The 17,285-nt window shown below is 71.4% G+C and carries 17 protein-coding genes; 8 read left to right on the forward strand and 9 right to left on the reverse strand.

Annotated features, from left to right (window positions below; all coding sequences use genetic code 11):
* The first annotated feature begins 34 nt into the window (after positions 1 to 34).
* Positions 35 to 1,294, forward strand: coding sequence for a threonine ammonia-lyase (ilvA, locus tag ABRP24_RS07960; RefSeq protein ID WP_349849716.1), 1,260 nt, complete (start codon positions 35 to 37; stop codon positions 1,292 to 1,294).
* A 133-nt stretch (positions 1,295 to 1,427) separates the two neighbouring features.
* Here the strand turns inward: ilvA and greA are convergent, their stop codons facing one another.
* Both greA and ABRP24_RS07970 read right to left on the reverse strand, forming a co-directional pair.
* Positions 1,428 to 1,916: a transcription elongation factor GreA gene (greA, locus tag ABRP24_RS07965; RefSeq protein ID WP_017886739.1), complete on the reverse strand. Its 489-nt coding sequence runs from the start codon at positions 1,914 to 1,916 to the stop codon at positions 1,428 to 1,430.
* Positions 1,917 to 1,987: 71 nt separating this feature from the next.
* Entirely contained in the window at positions 1,988 to 2,479 is a 492-nt protein-coding gene (locus ABRP24_RS07970) for a DUF4307 domain-containing protein (protein ID WP_176708296.1), read from the reverse strand.
* A 19-nt stretch (positions 2,480 to 2,498) separates the two neighbouring features.
* Here ABRP24_RS07970 and mca point away from each other — a divergent pair, with 19 nt between their 5' ends.
* The gene (gene mca, locus ABRP24_RS07975) at positions 2,499 to 3,389 is read left to right on the forward strand and encodes a mycothiol conjugate amidase Mca (protein ID WP_027464504.1); all 891 of its coding nucleotides are present in this window, start codon (positions 2,499 to 2,501) and stop codon (positions 3,387 to 3,389) included.
* A complete protein-coding gene (locus tag ABRP24_RS07980) occupies positions 3,386 to 3,691 on the forward strand; it encodes a hypothetical protein (protein WP_017886736.1) in 306 nt (101 codons plus the stop codon). The genes mca and ABRP24_RS07980 overlap by 4 nt, the downstream gene beginning before the upstream one ends.
* Before the next feature lie 181 nt (positions 3,692 to 3,872).
* On the opposite strand, the gene ABRP24_RS07985 is transcribed toward ABRP24_RS07980, so the two are convergent.
* Positions 3,873 to 4,586, reverse strand: a complete 714-nt coding sequence (locus ABRP24_RS07985; RefSeq protein WP_232536596.1) for a hemolysin III family protein — start codon at positions 4,584 to 4,586, stop codon at positions 3,873 to 3,875.
* Between the two features lie 96 nt (positions 4,587 to 4,682).
* Here ABRP24_RS07985 and ABRP24_RS07990 point away from each other — a divergent pair, with 96 nt between their 5' ends.
* The 3 genes from ABRP24_RS07990 (at position 4,683) to ABRP24_RS08000 (ending at position 8,910) form a co-directional block, all read left to right on the forward strand.
* Entirely contained in the window at positions 4,683 to 5,468 is a 786-nt protein-coding gene (locus ABRP24_RS07990; protein WP_027464506.1) for an isoprenyl transferase, read from the forward strand.
* An 85-nt stretch (positions 5,469 to 5,553) separates the two neighbouring features.
* Positions 5,554 to 6,663, forward strand: coding sequence for an aminotransferase class V-fold PLP-dependent enzyme (locus ABRP24_RS07995; protein WP_035807560.1), 1,110 nt, complete (start codon positions 5,554 to 5,556; stop codon positions 6,661 to 6,663).
* Positions 6,664 to 7,548: 885 nt separating this feature from the next.
* Positions 7,549 to 8,910 carry a PhoH family protein gene (locus ABRP24_RS08000; protein ID WP_173035851.1) on the forward strand — a complete coding sequence of 454 codons (1,362 nt, stop codon included), beginning with the start codon at positions 7,549 to 7,551 and terminating at the stop codon, positions 8,908 to 8,910.
* Between the two features lie 169 nt (positions 8,911 to 9,079).
* Here the strand turns inward: ABRP24_RS08000 and ABRP24_RS08005 are convergent, their stop codons facing one another.
* The 5 genes from ABRP24_RS08005 to xseA all read right to left on the reverse strand — a co-directional run bounded on the left by ABRP24_RS08005 (position 9,080) and on the right by xseA (position 13,464).
* Positions 9,080 to 10,483, reverse strand: a complete 1,404-nt coding sequence (locus ABRP24_RS08005; protein WP_371836738.1) for a class II fumarate hydratase — start codon at positions 10,481 to 10,483, stop codon at positions 9,080 to 9,082.
* A gap of 125 nt (positions 10,484 to 10,608) precedes the next feature.
* Positions 10,609 to 11,223: a carbonic anhydrase gene (locus tag ABRP24_RS08010; protein ID WP_027464510.1), complete on the reverse strand. Its 615-nt coding sequence runs from the start codon at positions 11,221 to 11,223 to the stop codon at positions 10,609 to 10,611.
* A gap of 56 nt (positions 11,224 to 11,279) precedes the next feature.
* A complete protein-coding gene (locus tag ABRP24_RS08015) occupies positions 11,280 to 11,915 on the reverse strand; it encodes a DUF4245 domain-containing protein (protein ID WP_111029594.1) in 636 nt (211 codons plus the stop codon).
* Positions 11,912 to 12,157, reverse strand: coding sequence for an exodeoxyribonuclease VII small subunit (locus ABRP24_RS08020; protein ID WP_027464512.1), 246 nt, complete (start codon positions 12,155 to 12,157; stop codon positions 11,912 to 11,914). Before ABRP24_RS08020 ends, ABRP24_RS08015 begins: the two co-directional genes overlap by 4 nt.
* Before the next feature lie 71 nt (positions 12,158 to 12,228).
* The gene (gene xseA, locus ABRP24_RS08025; protein ID WP_349848128.1) at positions 12,229 to 13,464 is read right to left on the reverse strand and encodes an exodeoxyribonuclease VII large subunit; all 1,236 of its coding nucleotides are present in this window, start codon (positions 13,462 to 13,464) and stop codon (positions 12,229 to 12,231) included.
* A 126-nt stretch (positions 13,465 to 13,590) separates the two neighbouring features.
* Here xseA and ABRP24_RS08030 point away from each other — a divergent pair, with 126 nt between their 5' ends.
* Together ABRP24_RS08030 and ABRP24_RS08035 are read left to right on the forward strand one after the other, a co-directional pair.
* Positions 13,591 to 14,655 carry a 4-hydroxy-3-methylbut-2-enyl diphosphate reductase gene (locus tag ABRP24_RS08030; RefSeq protein WP_081827167.1) on the forward strand — a complete coding sequence of 355 codons (1,065 nt, stop codon included), beginning with the start codon at positions 13,591 to 13,593 and terminating at the stop codon, positions 14,653 to 14,655.
* The gene (locus ABRP24_RS08035; RefSeq protein ID WP_349848126.1) at positions 14,652 to 15,401 is read left to right on the forward strand and encodes a DUF6264 family protein; all 750 of its coding nucleotides are present in this window, start codon (positions 14,652 to 14,654) and stop codon (positions 15,399 to 15,401) included. Before ABRP24_RS08030 ends, ABRP24_RS08035 begins: the two co-directional genes overlap by 4 nt.
* Before the next feature lie 601 nt (positions 15,402 to 16,002).
* Here the strand turns inward: ABRP24_RS08035 and ABRP24_RS08040 are convergent.
* Positions 16,003 to 17,262, reverse strand: a complete 1,260-nt coding sequence (locus ABRP24_RS08040; RefSeq protein WP_349848124.1) for a M18 family aminopeptidase — start codon at positions 17,260 to 17,262, stop codon at positions 16,003 to 16,005.
* Between the last annotated feature and the right edge of the window lie 23 nt (positions 17,263 to 17,285).

Genomic DNA, 17,285 nt, shown 5'->3' on the forward strand with positions numbered 1-17,285 from the left:
CGCCGCGGGGGCCGGGAGCGACGATGATGGGGGAGTGACCGACACCAGCGCCTCCCCGCACACGCTCACCGCGATCCCGACCCTCGCGGACATCGAGGCGGCGCGCGAGACCATCAAGGGCGTCGCACGCGTCACCCCGATGGAGACGTCGCAGTTCCTCGCCGAGCTGCTCGGGTCCCCGGTGCACCTGAAGTGCGAGAACCTGCAGCGCACGGGTGCCTACAAGGTGCGCGGTGCCTACAACCGCCTCTCGACCCTGTCCGCCGAGCAGCGCGCCAAGGGCGTCGTCGCCGCGAGCGCCGGCAACCACGCGCAGGGTGTCGCCCTCGCCGCCCGCGAGCTCGGCATCCCCGCGACGATCTTCACGCCGGTCGGCGTCGCCCTGCCCAAGCTGCAGGCCACCCGCCACTACGGCGCCGACGTCGTGCTGCGGGGCCACTCCGTGGAAGAGGCGCTGAGCGCCGCGAAGGACTTCGCCGCCCACACCGGCGCCGTGTTCATCCCGCCGTTCGACCACCCGGCCGTGATCGCCGGGCAGGGCACGCTCGGCCTCGAGATCATCGACCAGGTGCCGGACGTCGACACCGTCGTCGTGCCGATCGGTGGCGGCGGCGTCATCTCCGGCATCGCGCTCGCCGTGAAGGGCATGGCCGGGCGGCTCGGACGGCAGATCCGGGTCATCGGCGTGCAGGCGGAGAACGCCGCGGCCTACCCGTCGTCGATCACCGCCGGCGAGCCCGTCACCATCACCACGAAGCCGACCATCTCCGACGGCATCGCGGTGGCGCGCCCCGGCGACCTGAACTTCCCGATCATCCGCGACCTGGTCGACGACATCGTCACCGTCTCGGACGACGACACCGCCCGCGCACTGCTCGTCCTGCTCGAGCGCGCCAAGCTCGTGGTCGAGGCAGCGGGGGCCGTCGGCGTCGCCGCGATCATGTCCGGTGCCGTCCGCGACACCGGCCGCACCGTGGTGCTGCTGAGCGGCGGCAACATCGACCCGCTCATGATGGAACGCGTGATCACCCGCGGGCTCGTGGCGGCCTCGCGCTACATCGGCATCCGCATCATGCTGCCGGACCGTCCGGGTCAGCTCGCCCGAGTCGCGCAGGTCATCTCGGACGCCGGCGCGAACGTGGTCGAGGTGCTGCACACCCGCCACGGCCAGGGCCTGGTCATCAACGAGGTCGCGCTGGACCTGTCGATCGAGGCGCGCGGCCCGGAGCACGCGCAGGAGGTCATCCAGCGCCTGCACGAGGTCGGCTTCCGCCCGGAGCTCCTCGAGCACTAGTCCGCGACGATCTACGAGTCGTTCGACGCGTGGACTGTCGGAAAGGCGGTGCGCGCTCTGGGCGCGACCAGCGGACAGACAGGAGGCCCGTGGCGGTGTCGCCACGGTCCTCCTGTCTGTCAGTGGGCCGGGTCTACGGCTCGTAACGCTCGATCTTGACGACCTCGACGGCGATCTCCTTGCCGTTCGGCGCCGTGTACGTGGCCTTGTCGCCGGCCTTGAGGCCGACGATGGCCGCGCCGACGGGGCTGACGGGGCTGTAGACCGTCAGGTCCGAGCCCTCGGCGACGATCTCGCGGCTGCCGACCAGGAAGGTGGACTCGTCGCCGGCGATGACCGCCGTGACGACGGTGCCCGGCTCGACCGTCCCGTCGAACTCCGCCTCGCTGACGGTGGCGTGCTTGAGGAGCTCGGTGAGGACGCGGATGCGGGCCTCGATCTTGCCCTGCTCGTCCTTCGCGGCGTGGTAGCCGCCGTTCTCCTTGAGGTCGCCCTCTTCGCGAGCGGCCTCGATGCGGCGCGCGATCTCGGCACGGCCCTCGCCGCTCAGCTCGTCGAGCTCCGCCTTGAGACGGTCGTGCGCCTCCTGGGTCAGCCAGGTGACCTGCGTGTCGTTGCTCATGTTCTGTCCCTTCGACCATGAAAAAACGAGACCGGCCGAGTGGTCGGTCTCGAGAGGCGAATCAGGACAGTCTAGGGAATCCAGCAGTCGTGGATCAAGCCGGTCACGCCCCGCGTCGTCGTGGTGACCTGCGTGGAGATGCTCCGGCTGCGCTGTTCGGACGCCGGGACGGTGATCTCCTTCCAGCCCACGATCGAGTAGCTCTTGTCGAGGACCTGCACGGCGCACTTCGCCTTAACGCCCGGGTCGACGGACACCTGCGAGTGGACGACGGTGCTGTGCTCGGACAGCACCTCGTACCCGATGACGTCCTGGTCGAGGCCGCGGTCGGACTGGTCGAGCCCGGCCCAGATCACCCACGCACCGAAGACCACGACGACCGCGATGGCCGCGACGATTGCGAAGAGGCGGCTGCGGCGCTTGCGGGCCGGGGTGCGGCCGTAGCGCTCGTCGAGGGTGGCGGTCTGGTGCTGTTCGGACAGTTCGGGGCTCCCGGGGTGGATATCCTGATCCCAGGGTAGTTCACGCGATGCTGTGCGCTGCCCGCGTCCGACGCCGCTCACCCGCAGTGAGGAACCCCACGTGCCCTACCGTCTGCTGGCCGTCCACGCCCACCCCGACGACGAGTCGAGCAAGGGTGCCGCGACCGCCGCGAAGTACGTGGCCGACGGGCACCAGGTGCTCGTCGTGTCCTGCACCGGTGGCGAGGCCGGCGACATCCTGAACGACCAGCTCGGCGAGCCGGCGACGAGCCGTGCCCACCGTGACATGGCCGGGTACCGCCGCACCGAGATGGCCGCGGCGCAGCAGGCGCTCGGCATCGACCACGTGTGGCTCGGGTACCACGACTCGGGGCTGCCCGACGCCGAGAAGGGTGAGACGGTCCGGCCGGGCACGTTCTCCACGGTGCCGCTCGAGTACAGCACCGAGGCCCTCGTCCGCGTGATCCGCCGGTTCCGCCCGCACGTGCTCGTCACCTACGACGAGAACGGCGGCTACCCGCACCCCGACCACATCCGCACGCACGAGGTGTCGATGGCCGCGTGGTCCGCCGCCGCCGACCCGTCGGCGTACCCGTCCGCCGGTGCCCCGTGGTCGATCGCGAAGCTCTACTACGAGCGCACGATGAACCCGCGCCGCTTCAGCACGATCTTCGAAGCCCTGCAGGAGCGCGACCCGGACAGCCCCGCGATCGAGCAGCTGCGCGAGTGGGTCGAGCGGTTCGCCGACCGCCCCGACCTCGCCACCACCCACGTCGACGTGCACGAGTACTTCGACCAGCGTGACGCCGCACTCCGCGCGCACGCCAGCCAGGTCGCACCGGACAGCGCCTTCTTCTACTGGCCGAACGACCTCCTCGCGACGGTGTGGCCGACCGAGGACTACCAGCTCGTGGAGGCACGCGTGCCGACCGAGCTCCCGGAGACCGACCTGTTCGCCGGGATCCCAGCCGACAAGGAACCGACCTCGTGAGCACCATCGCGGCGGCACTCGCCGCCACCCCCAGTCCCAGCCCCTCGGTCGTCCCCGACGTCGACGTCACCCCGGGTGTCGTCGGGTTCATCGCGATCGCACTCGTCGCGATCGTGACGATCCTGCTCGTGGTGGACATGACCCGACGCATCCGCCGGACCCGCTACCGCGCCGAGGTGCGTGAGCGGCTCGAGGCCGAGGCGAACGGCACCGCGGGCGACGGCACCGCGACGGACGAGCCGGAGCGGCGGGCGGCCGAGGACGGCCGGGCCGACGTCGGCGACGACACCGAGCGCGGCTGACGCGACCGGGTACGGACTGGAGGCCCGTGGCGATCCCGCCACGGGCCTCCCGTCAGCCTCGTGCGCACCTACCGCAACCGGGCGTACCTGGTCGAATCGGGCGCACCTGGTCAGAACTTCCGGGTGAGTACGCCCGGAACCACCAGGCATCGCACCCGTTCTGGGAAGGAACGTGCGACGGTCAGCGCACCGGGTCCAGCGCGACGATGAGCACGCCGACCCACTGCGCACCGAAGGCCACCACGGTCAGGGCGTGGAACACCTCGTGGAACCCGAACTGCGTCGGCACCGGGTTCGGCCGCTTGAAGCCGTAGACCAGCGCGCCGATGATGTAGGCGACGCCGCCGGACAGGATGAGCACGGTCATCGGCACGCTCGCCGCGAAGAACTGCGGCAGCAGCCCGAGGGCAGCGCACCCGAGCACCAGGTAGATCGGGACGTACAGCCACCGGGGCGCGTTGATCCAGAGCACCCGGAACGCGATGCCGAGCGCTGCGCCCGACCACATCACCCAGAGCACGACGACCATGAGCGTGTGCGGTAGGGCACAGATCGCGACGGGTGTGTAGGTGCCGGCGATGAGCAGCAGGATGTTGGTGTGGTCGATGCGCTTCAGCACGGCCTTCACCTTCGGCCCCCACGGGAACCGGTGGTAGGTCGCGGAGACGCCGAACATCGCCAGCGACGTCGCCATGAAGACCGCGCTGCCGACCTTCGCGGCGGTGCTGTCGGCGAGGGTGATCAGGACGACCCCCATCGCGATCGCGAACGGGAACGCACCGAGGTGGATCCAGCCGCGCCACGCCGGACGGGGTTCGGCAGCGGTCGTGGTGGCCGACGCCTCTTCCGTGAACGGGACGTGGGGGAGTGTTCCGGTCTCGTGCTCGTCCTGCATGGTCCCGACCATAGGGCCTGACCCCGAACGACAGCCACGTGTCCGCAGAGCGGGTGCTTCAGGGAGCGTGTGCCGGTGGTGCACTACGCTCGGTGCGTGACCGGGACGGCGGGATGGACAGGGCGAGGGATCCTCTACCGCGCCTACCAACGCCGGATACGCCGCCAGCTCGAGGGGGCAGCGAAGCCCAAGCACGTCGCCATGATCGTGGACGGCAACCGTCGCTGGGCGAAGCAGCTAGGGCTCGAGTCCGCCGCACACGGCCACCGCGCCGGCGCCGCGAAGATCCCGGAGTTCCTGACGTGGTGTGACGACCTCGGCATCGAGGTCGTGACGCTGTACCTGCTGTCGGCCGACAACCTGACGGGTCGCGGCGGCGAGGAGCTCGAAGAACTCGTGGGGATCATCGCCGACCTCGCCGGGGTCCTGGCCGACAACCGAGACTGGCGCGTGCAGCACGTCGGGTCGAACGAGGGCCTGCCGGAGAACCTGGTGACCGCGCTCGAACAGGCCGAGCAGCGCACCGCCGGCCGCACCGGGCTGCACGTCAACCTGGCCGTCGGCTACGGCGGCCGTCGTGAGATCGCGGACGCCATGCGCAGCATCGTGCAGGCGCACGGTGCGGGTGGCGGCACCATCGACACCCTGGCCGAGGTGCTGACGCCGGAGCTCATCGGCGACCACCTGTACACGCAGGGTCAGCCCGACCCCGACCTGGTGATCCGGACCTCTGGCGAGCAGCGGCTGTCCGACTTCATGCTGTGGCAGAGCGCGCACAGCGAGTTCTACTTCGTCGAGGCGTTCTACCCGGACCTGCGCGAGGTCGACTTCCTCCGGGCGGTCCGCGACTTCGGGCTCCGGTCGCGTCGCTTCGGCGGCTGAGCAGCCACCTCCCGCACCGGGTTCGTCGGCAGAGCCTCGTCCCAGTAGGCTCTCAGGGTTCAACCCTGTGAAAGGTGCACCACCTGTGAACATCGACGAGTACGCCGCTGGCTTCTCCGAAGACCCCGGTTACCTCGACCACGCTGCGTTCGGCCCCGTGCAGACCGCCGTGCTCGAGGAGCAGCGTGTGCTCGGCACGATCCAGGCACACATGCGCTTCGGCGCCATGGAGACCCTCGACGAGCAGGACGCCCGCGTCCGCACCGTCGCCGCCCGCCTGGTCGGCCGCCGCGAGGACCAGGTCGTCTCGCAGGCTGCGACGACCCCGGGCCTGCTGCACACCGCCTTCGGCCTGACCGGCGGTGTGCTCGTGTCCGCCGACGAGTACCCGTCGCTGCCGCTCGCACTGGCCAGCGCCGCCTCGGCCACCGGCGGACGGGTGCAGCCCGTCGTCATCGAGTCGGGTGCCGGCTGGGTGACACCCGAGCTGATCCGTGAGCGCCTGACCGACGAGGTGACCGCCGTCGCGGTGTCCCTGGTCGACTGGCGCACCGGCTACCTGACCGACCTCGCCGCCATCCGCGAGGTCATCGGCGACCGCCTGCTCATCGTCGACGCGATCCAGGGCTTCGGCGTCGTCGACGCCCCGTACGAGGTCGCCGACGTCGTCGCCACCGGCGGGCAGAAGTGGTTGCACGCCGGGTGGGGCACCGGGTTCGTGGCCTTCAGCGACCGTGCGCTGAACCGGATCCGTCCGGCACTGTCCGGCCCGCACGGCACGTCCGGCTGGCCCACCGAGGTGCCGGCGGTGCGTCCGGGGGCCGCCGGCTTCCAGATGTCCCGCATCGACCCGGTCGCGCAGGCCCGGCTCGCGGTGTCGCTCGAGCGCCTCACCGCGGTCGGCGTCGCCGCCGTGCAGGAGCGGATCACCGACCGCGTCGAGCGCGTGTTCGCCATCGCCGACGAGTTCGGGCTCGAGGTCGAGTCCAGCCGCGACCCGGCCGAGCGCGCCGGCATCGTGGTGCTCCGGCCGATGCAGGGTCGCGTGACGGCCCTGTCCGCCGCGATGCACAACCACGGCGTCACCGCGACCACGCGGCTCGGGGTCGCGCGAGTGTCCGTGTTCCCGTCGACCACCGACGAGACCCTGGACATGTTCCGCGACGCCTGCGTCTCGTACGCCACCATGCAGTAGCAGCGGCGCGCCTGCTGTCCGGCGTCCGGAGTCCGGAGCCGTTCCGGGGCCGTTCCGCAGTCCGCGAGCGGTCACGACACCCCGCTCACCTCCGCCGAGTGGTCACCACCTGTCGGCCGGAGTCGTCGCAGCCGACGGTTCGTGACCAGTCGACGCTGCCCGGGCGACGAGTCGCGACCAACGGACGGCCTGGAGGCGCGGTGGCAGGCCGCCACGGGCCTCCAGTGCGCAGTCCGCGAGCGGTCACGACACCCCGCTCACGTCCGCCGAGTGGTCACCATCTGTCGGCCGGAGGGGCCGCAGTCGACGGTTCGTGACCAGTCGGGGCCACCCGCGCGACGAGTCGCGACCGACGGACGGCCTGGAGGCGCGGCGCCAGGCCGCCACGGGCCTCCAGTGCGCAGTCCGCGAGCGGTCACGACACCCCGCTCACGTCCGCCGAGTGGTCACCACCTGTCGGCCGAGGCCGTCGCAGCCGACGGTTCGTGACCAGCCGAGGCCACCCGCGCGACGAGTCGCGACCAACGGACGGTCTGGAGGCGCGGTGCCAGGCCGCCACGAGCCTCCAGTTGGCAGCCGGCGAGCGGTCACGACACCCCCCTCAGGTCCGCCGAGTGGTCACCACCTGTCGGCCGGAGTCGTCGCAGCCGACGGTTCCTGACCGGCCGGCGTCACCGCCGCGAGCGGCGTCGCGAGCCACGCTCGCGTTGTTCACGCGACCGTAACTCCGGAAACCGCGTGTCGCTGTCAGCGTGTCGGGGGCCGGACGTACGTTGTCCCCATCGGGCACCGCGCCCGATCGAAGCGGCCACAGTCGGTGCTTCGGGACCCGCTCCGTGGCCGCGTTCGAGGACAGGACCGGGCCCGTCGCGGCCCGGGGATGGAGTGGTCGTGACCTCTCAGAACGTCTCTCGCGGAGCACAGCAGCAGCACACCGCGGACTCGTCCACATCGGTCGCCCAGCGCACGTACGTGCTCGACACATCGGTGCTCCTCAGCGATCCGCGGGCCTTGTTCCGCTTCGCCGAGCACGCCGTGGTCCTGCCCGTGGTGGTCGTCAGCGAACTCGAGTCGAAGCGCAATGACCCGGAGATCGGGTACTTCGCCCGGCAGGCCCTCCGTCTGCTCGACGAACTGCGCATCGAGCACGAGCGGCTCGACTTCCCGATCGCGATCGGCGACGGCGGCTCGTTCCGCGTTGAACTGAACCACTCCAACCAGTCTGTCCTGCCGTCGGGCCTGCAGCTCGGCGACAACGACTCCCGCATCCTCGCCGTCGCGTCGAACCTGAAGAACGACGGGCTCGACGTCGTCGTCGTGTCGAAGGACCTGCCGCTCCGGGTCAAGGCGTCGTCGATCGGCATGGCGGCGGAGGAGTACCGCGCCGAGCTCGCGGTCGACTCGGGCTACACCGGCATCGCCGACCTGCAGGTCTCCGGCGAGCAGATGTCCGACCTGTACGAGAAAGAGGAGATCCGCTCCGCGAAGCTCGACGGCGTCCCGGTGAACACCGGGGTCGTCATCCACTCCGAGCGCGGATCGGCCCTCGGCCGTGTGCACGTCGCCGGAGCCGTCGCCCTGGTGCGCGGCGACCGCGAGGTCTTCGGACTCCGCGGACGCTCGGCCGAGCAGCGGCTCGCCATCGACGCCCTGCTCGACTCGGAGATCGGCATCGTCTCGCTCGGGGGCAGCGCCGGCACCGGCAAGTCGGCGCTCGCCCTGTGCGCCGGACTCGAGGCGGTGCTCGAACGGCAGCAGCACAAGAAGATCATGGTGTTCCGGCCGCTGTACGCCGTGGGCGGGCAGGACCTGGGCTTCCTGCCCGGTGACGCCGGCGAGAAGATGAACCCGTGGGCGCAGGCCGTCTACGACACCCTCGGCTCGGTCGTGTCGGACAACGTCCTCGACGAGGTGATCGAGCGCGGCCTGATCGAGGTGCTGCCCCTGACCCACATCCGCGGCCGATCCCTGCACGACGCCTTCGTGATCGTCGACGAGGCGCAGTCGCTCGAACGGAACGTGCTGCTCACGATGCTCTCGCGCATCGGCCAGAACTCGCGGGTCGTGCTCACCCACGACGTCGCGCAGCGCGACAACCTGCGGGTCGGCCGGCACGACGGGATCGCGTCGGTCATCGAGCGGCTCAAGGGGCACCCGCTGTTCGCGCACGTCACGCTGACGCGGTCCGAGCGCTCCGCGATCGCCGCCCTGGTCACGGACCTGCTGGACTCGCCCGACCTGGTGTAGCGGCAGACACTGTCGGTTTTCGCGCTGACCGACAGATCACGCGCTTCCGGGCGCGTGACCTGTCGCTCAGCGCGTGAGGCGGGTCGAGCCGCCATCGGACGGACGGGAGGCCCGGTGCCAGCTGGCACCGGGCCTCCCGTCCGTCCTGGGGTGCGTCAGGAGCGTCGCGCTACTTCGGGTGGGTCATGCTGAGGACGTCGAGCGCCTCGTCGAGCTGCGCCTCGGTGACCTCGCCGCGCTCGACGTGGCCGAGGGCCACGACGGCTTCGCGCACGGTGAGGCCCTCGGCGACGGCGTACTTCGCGACCTTCGCCGCCGCCTCGTAGCCGATGACCCGGTTGAGCGGGGTGACGATCGACGGCGAGGACTCCGCGAAGGCGCGGGCACGCTCGAGGTTCGCCTGCAGCCCGTCGATGGTCTTGTCGGCGAGCACGCGCGAGCTGTTCGCCAGCAGTCGGATCGACTCGAGCAGCGCCGTGCCCATCACCGGAATGGCGACGTTGAGCTCGAACGCACCCGAGGCCCCGGCCCAGGCGATGGTGGCGTCGTTGCCGATGACCCGGGCACCGACCATCAGGGTGGCCTCGGGGATCACCGGGTTCACCTTGCCGGGCATGATCGAGGAGCCGGGCTGCAGGTCGGGGATGTGCAGCTCGCCCAGGCCGGTGTTCGGACCCGAGCCCATCCAGCGCAGGTCGTTGTTGATCTTCGTCAGGCTGACGGCGAGCACCTTGAGCGCTCCGGAGGCCTCGACCAGGGCGTCACGCGCACCCTGCGCCTCGAAGTGGTCGACGGCCTCGGTGATCGGCAGGTCGGTGTCGCTCGCGAGCTGGGCGATGACCCGCTGCGGGAAGCCCTTGGGGGTGTTGATGCCGGTGCCGACCGCGGTGCCGCCGAGCGGGACCTCGGCGACGCGGGGGAGCGTCGCCTGCACCCGCTCGATGCCCAGGCGCATCTGGCGTGCGTAGCCGCCGAACTCCTGCCCGAGGGTGACGGGCGTGGCATCCATCAGGTGCGTCCGGCCGGACTTCACGGCGTCGGCCCAGAGCGTGGCCTTCGCTTCGAGGGACTCGGCGAGGTGCTCGAGAGCGGGCACGAGGGTGCGGAGGAGCGCCTCGGTCACGGCGACGTGCACGGACGTGGGGAAGACGTCGTTCGACGACTGCGAGGCGTTGACGTGGTCGTTCGGGTGCACCGCCGAACCCGCGATGTCGGACGCCAGTGTCGCGAGCACCTCGTTCATGTTCATGTTCGACGACGTGCCGCTGCCGGTCTGGTAGACGTCGACCGGGAACTGGTCGTGGTGCTGGCCGCCGATGATCAGGTCGGCCGCACCGGCGATGGCGTCGGCGACGGGGGGCTCGACGATGCCGAGTTCACCGTTCACGATGGCCGCCGCCCGCTTGATCCGCGCGAGCGCCACGATCTGTGCCGACTCGAGCCCGGTGCCCGAGATGGGGAAGTTCTCGACGGCGCGCTGGGTCTGGGCACGGTAGAGCGCCGACTTCGGCACCCGTACCTCGCCCATGGTGTCGTGCTCGATGCGGAACTCGGTCGGGGTGGTGTCGGTCACGTCGTCGTGGTCCTTCCTGGGGTGCTCGCCGGTCGCGGTCGCGCCGGCCCGTGCCTGCGCCCCGGGGCCGCCGGGGCGGTCGTCGTCGGGCTGGGTCTTGTCTGGCTGGGTCTTCGTCGGGTTGGTCAGACCTGGCCGACGACGGTGTCGATGGTGACTTCCCCGGTGGCGAGGTCGTAGGTCGCCCCGACGACGGCCAATCTACCCTCGGCCACGGCATCGGAGACCGCGCCGGAGCGCTCGATCACCTGGCGGAGGGTGGCTTCGAGGTGTGCGGCGCCGACGGCTTCCTGCGGGAGCTCGGCGTCGGTGAGCCGGACCTTCTCGACACTCGGGGCGATCGCGTCCACGAGGGCCTGCAGGTGCGGGGCGGGGACGGGCTCACCGGAGCGGGCTGCCGCGACGGCACCGCACCGGGTGTGCCGGAGCACGACGACCAGCGGTGTGCCCAGGGCGACGACCGCGAACTCGATCGAGCCGAGCACGACGTCGTCGACGATCTGCCCGGCGTTGCGGATGGCGAACAGGTCGCCGATGCCGGCGTCGAAGACGTGCTCGAACGGCACCCGCGAGTCCGAGCAGCCGAGGACGGTCGCGAACGGCGACTGCGATCCTTCGAGCTCGGTGCGGCGATCCGGGTCCACGCGGCCCATCCGGCGCTTGTCGGCGGCGAAGCGGGCGTTGCCGTCGACGAGCAGGCGCAGGGCGTCGGACGGGGTGGAGGCGGCGCGGTCGGGCATGGGGCTCCTCGGTTCGGGTGGGACGGGGTGGTGACTGGCGGGGCAGTGCCCGTCGTCTACTCGGTCAGTTCTCGGGAGACGGCGGTCGCGACGGTCCGGAAGGCCTTGTCGTCGGCGGTGCCGGAGAGCACGATCGTGTTCTTGCCGAACGTCGAGACGAGCGAGTACGCGTGGTTGCCGGCGTCGGTGCCCTCGGCGCGGCGGTCGTAGACGGTCCACTCCGTGTCACCGATCGTGCGGTCACCGGTGGACGGCCGCTGGTCGAGCTGGTTCGACACCCACGAGGCGTTGGCGTCGATGCCCTGCTGCAGGCCGAGGTACTGCTTGTCCGGCGTCACGAAACCGACGGTCCAGACGTCCACGCCGTCGGTGGTCTTGCTCGCGAAGTCCGCGCGGTTGGCGCTGTAGCCGTCCGGAAGCGGCGGCGCCACCAGGGTGACGTCGTCGACGTTCGCCTTCGCCGCGATCTGCTGGTAGTCGACGGTGCGGTCGACCGTGGTGTCCGGACGGACGACGACCGCCACCAGGAACAGCACGATGCCGAGCGAGGCGATGAGCGCGATGACCAGGTTGAACGCGGTCTGGTGCTGTCGGCGGGCGGTCCGGGCAGCGTCCTTGCGGGCCCAGGTCTCCTCTGCCGTCTCGGGGCGACCGAGCTCGGCGACGATCGGGCGGCCGTCGGGGTCGGTCATCGGCCGGAGCCGTCCTGGGCGTCGCTGGCGGCACGGGCCGCGTCGAGCCGTGCACGAGCGCCGACGAGCCACTCTTCGCACCGGGCGGCGAGGGCTTCGCCCCGCTCCCAGAGCGCCAGCGAACGCTCGAGGGTCGCGGAGCCCTGTTCGAGCTCGCTCACGACGCGCACGAGTTCGTCGCGGGCCGCTTCGTAGCTCAGCGACTGGACGTCGGTCTGCTCGGGTTCCTGCTGGGATGACACGGGACGATCCTACCGAGCGTCCACCGACGATCCGACGCCTGGTCCCAGGCTGTGGAGAACACCCGTGGTGGTCAGGAGCCGTCCGGGCCGGGGCCGTCCGGTTCGAGCGTGCCCGTGGCCGTGCCGGCACCGAGCGTGACGTGCACCGGCGTTGCGCCGGACAGGTCGTCGGTGCCTCGGACGACACCCCCGTCGGCACGCTGCACGATGGCGTACCCGCGGCGCAGGGTGTCACGGGGCGAGAGCGCGCGGAGGCGGGCGGTCAGGTGGCCGACCTCGGAGTGCCCGCGTTCGAGCCGGCGGTCGAGCAGTTCGCGGGCACGGGACAGGTCGCGCGCGACCTCTTCCGCACGGGTGTCGACGAGCCACGCGGTCGACGCCAGGGCCGGCCGCGACCGCAGCGCGGCGAGCCGGTCGGCCTCGACCGACAGCGTGTGCGAGAGCCGCAGCCCGAGCCGGGCGCGGGCCGCCCGGACGTTGGCGAGTTCCTCGGCGACGTCGGGCACGACGCGCTTGGCTGCGTCCGTCGGGGTCGAGGCGCGCAGGTCGGCGACCTCGTCGAGGATCGGGCGGTCGGCCTCGTGCCCGATCGCCGAGACGATCGGGGTCGACGCCGAGGCCGCGGCACGGACGAGTCCTTCGTCGCTGAAGCCGAGCAGGTTCTGGAAGTCACCGCCGCCGCGGGCGATGATGATGACGTCGACCTCGGGGTCGGCGTCGAGCTCGAGGATCGCCGCCGTGACCTCGCCCACGGTCCGTTCGCCCTGCACGGCCGTGTGCACGGTGCGGAACTCCACCTGGGGCCACCGCAGCTGCGCGTTCCGCTTGACGTCCTTCTCGGCGTCGGAGTCCTTGCCGGTGATCAGACCGATGCGGTGCGGCAGGAACGGCAGACGGCGCTTGCGGGACGGGTCGAACAGCCCTTCCTCGGCGAGGGTGCGACGGAGGCGCTCGAGGCGTTCGAGCAGGTCACCGAGGCCGACGTGCTTCATCTCGACGACCTGCATGGTCAGCGAGCCGCCCTTGACCCAGTAGTTCGGCTTGAGCGCGGCGACGACGCGGTCGCCCTGCTTGATGTCCGCCGGCACCCGGGAGCGCACGCTCGACCAGATGGAGAACGACACGGTGGCGTCGACCTCGACGTCCTTGAGCTTGCCGTACACGTTGCCGCCGGCGACGTTCCACTGCGTGATCTCGCCCTCGACCCACGCGGTGCCGAGCCGTTCGATCCAGTCGCGCAGCTTCGCGCCGAGGAGCGCGACCGGCCACGGGTTGTCGGCCGTCGGCGGGCCCTGTTCGATCGCCATGTCGCTCCTTGTCCTACTGGGACGTCCATCGTGCCCGAGACCGGTGACAGGGGACGGCCGTCGTGTTCTCCACAGGCGCCCCGCGCGCCCAGGTCGCGTGCGTGCTGCTCACCTATCATCGGGGACGTGACGATCACCAACGGCCACACGGTCCCGCTCGCCCCGCCGCGTGTGCACGCGGCACGGGGCCGACTGCGTGACGAACCGGTCGCCGGCCCCAAGAAGGTGCTGCTCGCGGCACCCCGTGGCTACTGCGCCGGGGTGGACCGCGCGGTCGTCGCGGTCGAGAAGGCCCTGGAGCAGTACGGCGAGCCCGTCTACGTCCGCAAGCAGATCGTCCACAACGTGCACGTGGTGTCGACGCTCGAGCAGCGCGGTGCCGTCTTCGTCGACGACGTGGCCGAGGTCCCCCGGGGTTCGCACGTCGTCTTCAGCGCCCACGGTGTGTCGCCGGCCGTCGTCGCGGGTGCCGCCGAGCGCGACCTGCACGCCATCGATGCCACCTGCCCCCTCGTCACCAAGGTCCACCGCGAAGCCACCCGGTTCGCCAAGGCCGAGCGCACCATCATCCTGATCGGGCACGCCGGCCACGAAGAGGTCGAGGGAACGATGGGGCACGCCCCGGACCGCACGATCCTGGTGAACGGCCCCGACGACGTCGCCGCCCTGTCGGTCCCCGACCCGGACAACCTCGTCTGGCTGTCGCAGACCACGCTCAGCGTCGACGAGACGATGGAGACCGTGCGGCTGCTGCGCGAGAAGTTCCCGGCCATCCAGGACCCCCCGTCGGACGACATCTGCTACGCCACCCAGAACCGCCAGGTCGCGATCAAGAAGGTCGCGCCCGGTGCCGACCTGGTGATCGTGGTCGGCTCCGCGAACTCGTCGAACAGCGTCCGTCTGGTCGAGGTCGCGCTCGAACACGGTGCGCGGGCCGCCCACCGTGTCGACTACGCGGAAGAGATCCAGCAGGAGTGGCTCGACGGTGTCGAGACGGTCGGCGTGACCAGTGGTGCGTCCGTGCCGGAAGAACTCGTGGCCGAGGTGCTCGAGCAGCTCGCCGACGCCGGGTACGCCGCCGTCGAAGAGGTCGTCACCGCGCACGAAGACCTGATGTTCTCGCTCCCCAAGGAGCTCCGCACCGACGCCTCGGGCAACCCGACGCGCGCGCTCGGCGGGCGTCGGGCATGAGCGGCGCGGACGGCTGGTCCTCGGTCCCGCGTCGCGACCCGGCGAACCAGGTCGACGCCGGTTCCGGTGCCGGCCAGGAGGCCCGGGGTGCGTCCCCGACGTCGGCCGCCGGTTCCGTGGACGGCCGGCCCCAGGGCCGTCCCGCACCCGGGTACGGCGAGTACGCGCCAGAGGGGTGGGTCAACCCGGTCCTCGTCGAGCAGGAACGCCAGGAGCGTGAGCGTCAGGCGCAGGAACGGCAGGACCAGGCCTCCGCCGCCCGCGTGCGCGACGCTGCGCCGAGCGACGGCACGCACGGCGACCGCGCCGGTACGGATGTCCGCCCCGGTGCAGTCCCTGCCGGGGCACAGGGGTCGATGGCCCGCAGCCGGTTCGGCCGCACGCCCGCCGACTTCGTGCTCACCGTCGGGCTGCTCGCCTTCGGGCTCGTCTCCGTCGTGCAGTCCCTGTCGGTCGGCAAGGTCGCCTCGACCGTGCGGCGCACCCTCGAGGCCCAGTACACGGCCCTGAACGACCCGAGTGCCCTCAGCACGGCCGCCGCCATCGCCGCGATCACCAACGTGGTGGTCTTCGCCCTGGTCGCCTGGTGGTCCATCCGTCGGCTCCGAGCACGGAAGCGGACGTTCTGGGTGCCGCTGGTCGGAGCCGTCGTCGCCACGGCGATCAGCACGATCGCGTTCGTCGTCGTGGTCATGCAGGACCAGGCCTTCGTCAACTTCATGCTGCGACAGTCCGGCGGCGCCTGAAGGCCTGCCCGCCTGACCGCCGGGTTGCTCGCGGTGCCGGCCTCCGCGCGCCGAGTGGTCGCAACACACCGCAGGCCCGCTGTCGAGTGGTCAGAACGTGTCGTTCGGCACCGGCTCGACCGACAGTTCGTGACCTCTCGGCCCTGGGCGCGCGGGGAGTCGTGACCTCTCGGCAGCCCGTCCGTCGGCCAGTCGCGGTGTGGTGCCCTTTCGGCGAGCGTGGCCAGCCTCGCGGGCGCGCGCAGCTCCGACTGCCGGGTGGTCGCAACACGCCGCGGGCCCGCCGTCGAGTGGTCAGAACGTGTCGTTCGGCACCGGCGCGAGCGACAGTTCGTGACCTCTCGGCCCTGGGCACGCGGGGAGTCGTGACCTCTCGGCAGCCCGTCCGTCGGCCAGTCGCGGCGCGGTGCCGTTCCGGCGAGCGTGGCCAGCCTCGCGGACGCGCGCAGCACCCGATGCCGGGTGGTCGCAACACGCCGCGGGCCCGCCGTCGAGTGGTCAGAACGTGTCGTTCGGCACCGGCGCGAGCGACAGTTCGTGACCTCTCGGCCCTGAGCGCGCGGGGAGTCGCGACCACCCAGCAGCCGACGCCGCCCGGAGGTCAGCCGGCCAGGAAGGCGGCGACCGCTCCGTGCAGGGCAGCCAGGTCGTCGACGTGCACGAGCTCCCGGATCGAGTGCATCGACAGCAGCCCGACGCCGATGTCGATCGTCGGGATCCCGAGCCGGGTCGCCGCGATCGGGCCGATGGTCGAGCCGCCGGGGATCGTGTTCACGTTGACGAACGGCTGCCACGGCACACCGGCGGTCTCGCACGCCGCTGCCCAGACGGCCTCGCCCTTCGCCTCGGTCATGTAGCGCTGGTTCGCGCTGATCTTCAGCAGCGGTCCGGCTCCGGGGCGCGGACGGTTCGTCGGGTCGTGCTTATCCGGCTGGTTCGGGTGCACCAGGTGCCCGGCGTCGCTCGACAGCAGCCACGACGCACGGAACGCCCGTGCGGCCTCTGAGCGGGTGGCGCCGAGGCCCTCCTGCACACGGCCGAGGACGTCCTCGAGGAACGGACCACCGGCACCGGACGGCGTCGACGACCCGATCTCCTCGTGGTCGAACGCCGCGAACACCGGGATGTGGTCACCGTCGGTCGGAGCGTCCACGATGCCCCAGAGCCCGGCGTGCACGCTCGTCAGGTTGTCCATCCGGCCGGACGCCAGGAACTCCTGCTCGATGCCGATCCGGGCCGGCGCCTGGGTGTCGGCGAGGAACAGGTCCCACGACACCGCACCCTCGCCGAGTCGGGCACGCAACCACGACATCACGTCCGTCCCACCGGCGTCGCCGTCGACCCCCACGATCGGCAGGGTGTGGCGCTGGCGGTCGATCTCCTTGCCGTCGTTGACCCCACGGTCCAGGTGGATCGCCAGGTTGGGGATCCGGGCGACCGCGTCGGTGCTGACGAGCCGCACGCTGCCGTCGGCGTCGACGACCCGGCCGGCGATCCGCAGGTCGCGGTCGAACCAGGTCGACAGGAGCGCGCCGCCGTAGACCTCGACGCCCAGCTGCTCCCAGCCCCCGGTGCGCACGCCGGGGTTCGGCTTCACGCGGAAGCCGGGGGAGTCGGTGTGGGCGCCGAGGATCCGGAACGGCGTCGTCGGGCCGGCACCGTCGGGCAGGCGCCACGCGATGACGGCGCCGTCGCGGACCACCACGTACGCACCGGCTTCGGTCGGCCAGGCGTCGAGCTCGGACAGCTCGGTGAACCCGGCAGCGACGAGACGGTCCCGGGTCGCCGCCGCCGCGTGGAACGCGGTGGGCGACTCGGTGACGAACTGGGCGAACTCGGAGGCGATGGCGTCGACGGTCACCCGCCCATCGTGGCACGCGGTGG

The sequence above is a fragment of the Curtobacterium sp. WHRI 8282 genome (genome assembly GCF_040223925.2).
Classification (GTDB): domain Bacteria; phylum Actinomycetota; class Actinomycetes; order Actinomycetales; family Microbacteriaceae; genus Curtobacterium; species Curtobacterium flaccumfaciens.

Coding starts and splice junctions, on each gene's coding strand:
- ABRP24_RS07985 (WP_232536596.1), bottom strand. CDS start 4,586: ATGCAGGACGAGCACGAGACCGGAACACTCCCCCACGTCCCGTTCACG.
- ABRP24_RS08035 (WP_349848126.1), top strand. CDS start 14,652: ATGAGCGGCGCGGACGGCTGGTCCTCGGTCCCGCGTCGCGACCCGGCG.
- greA (WP_017886739.1), bottom strand. CDS start 1,916: ATGAGCAACGACACGCAGGTCACCTGGCTGACCCAGGAGGCGCACGAC.
- ABRP24_RS08010 (WP_027464510.1), bottom strand. CDS start 11,223: ATGCCCGACCGCGCCGCCTCCACCCCGTCCGACGCCCTGCGCCTGCTC.
- ABRP24_RS08015 (WP_111029594.1), bottom strand. CDS start 11,915: ATGACCGACCCCGACGGCCGCCCGATCGTCGCCGAGCTCGGTCGCCCC.
- xseA (WP_349848128.1), bottom strand. CDS start 13,464: ATGGCGATCGAACAGGGCCCGCCGACGGCCGACAACCCGTGGCCGGTC.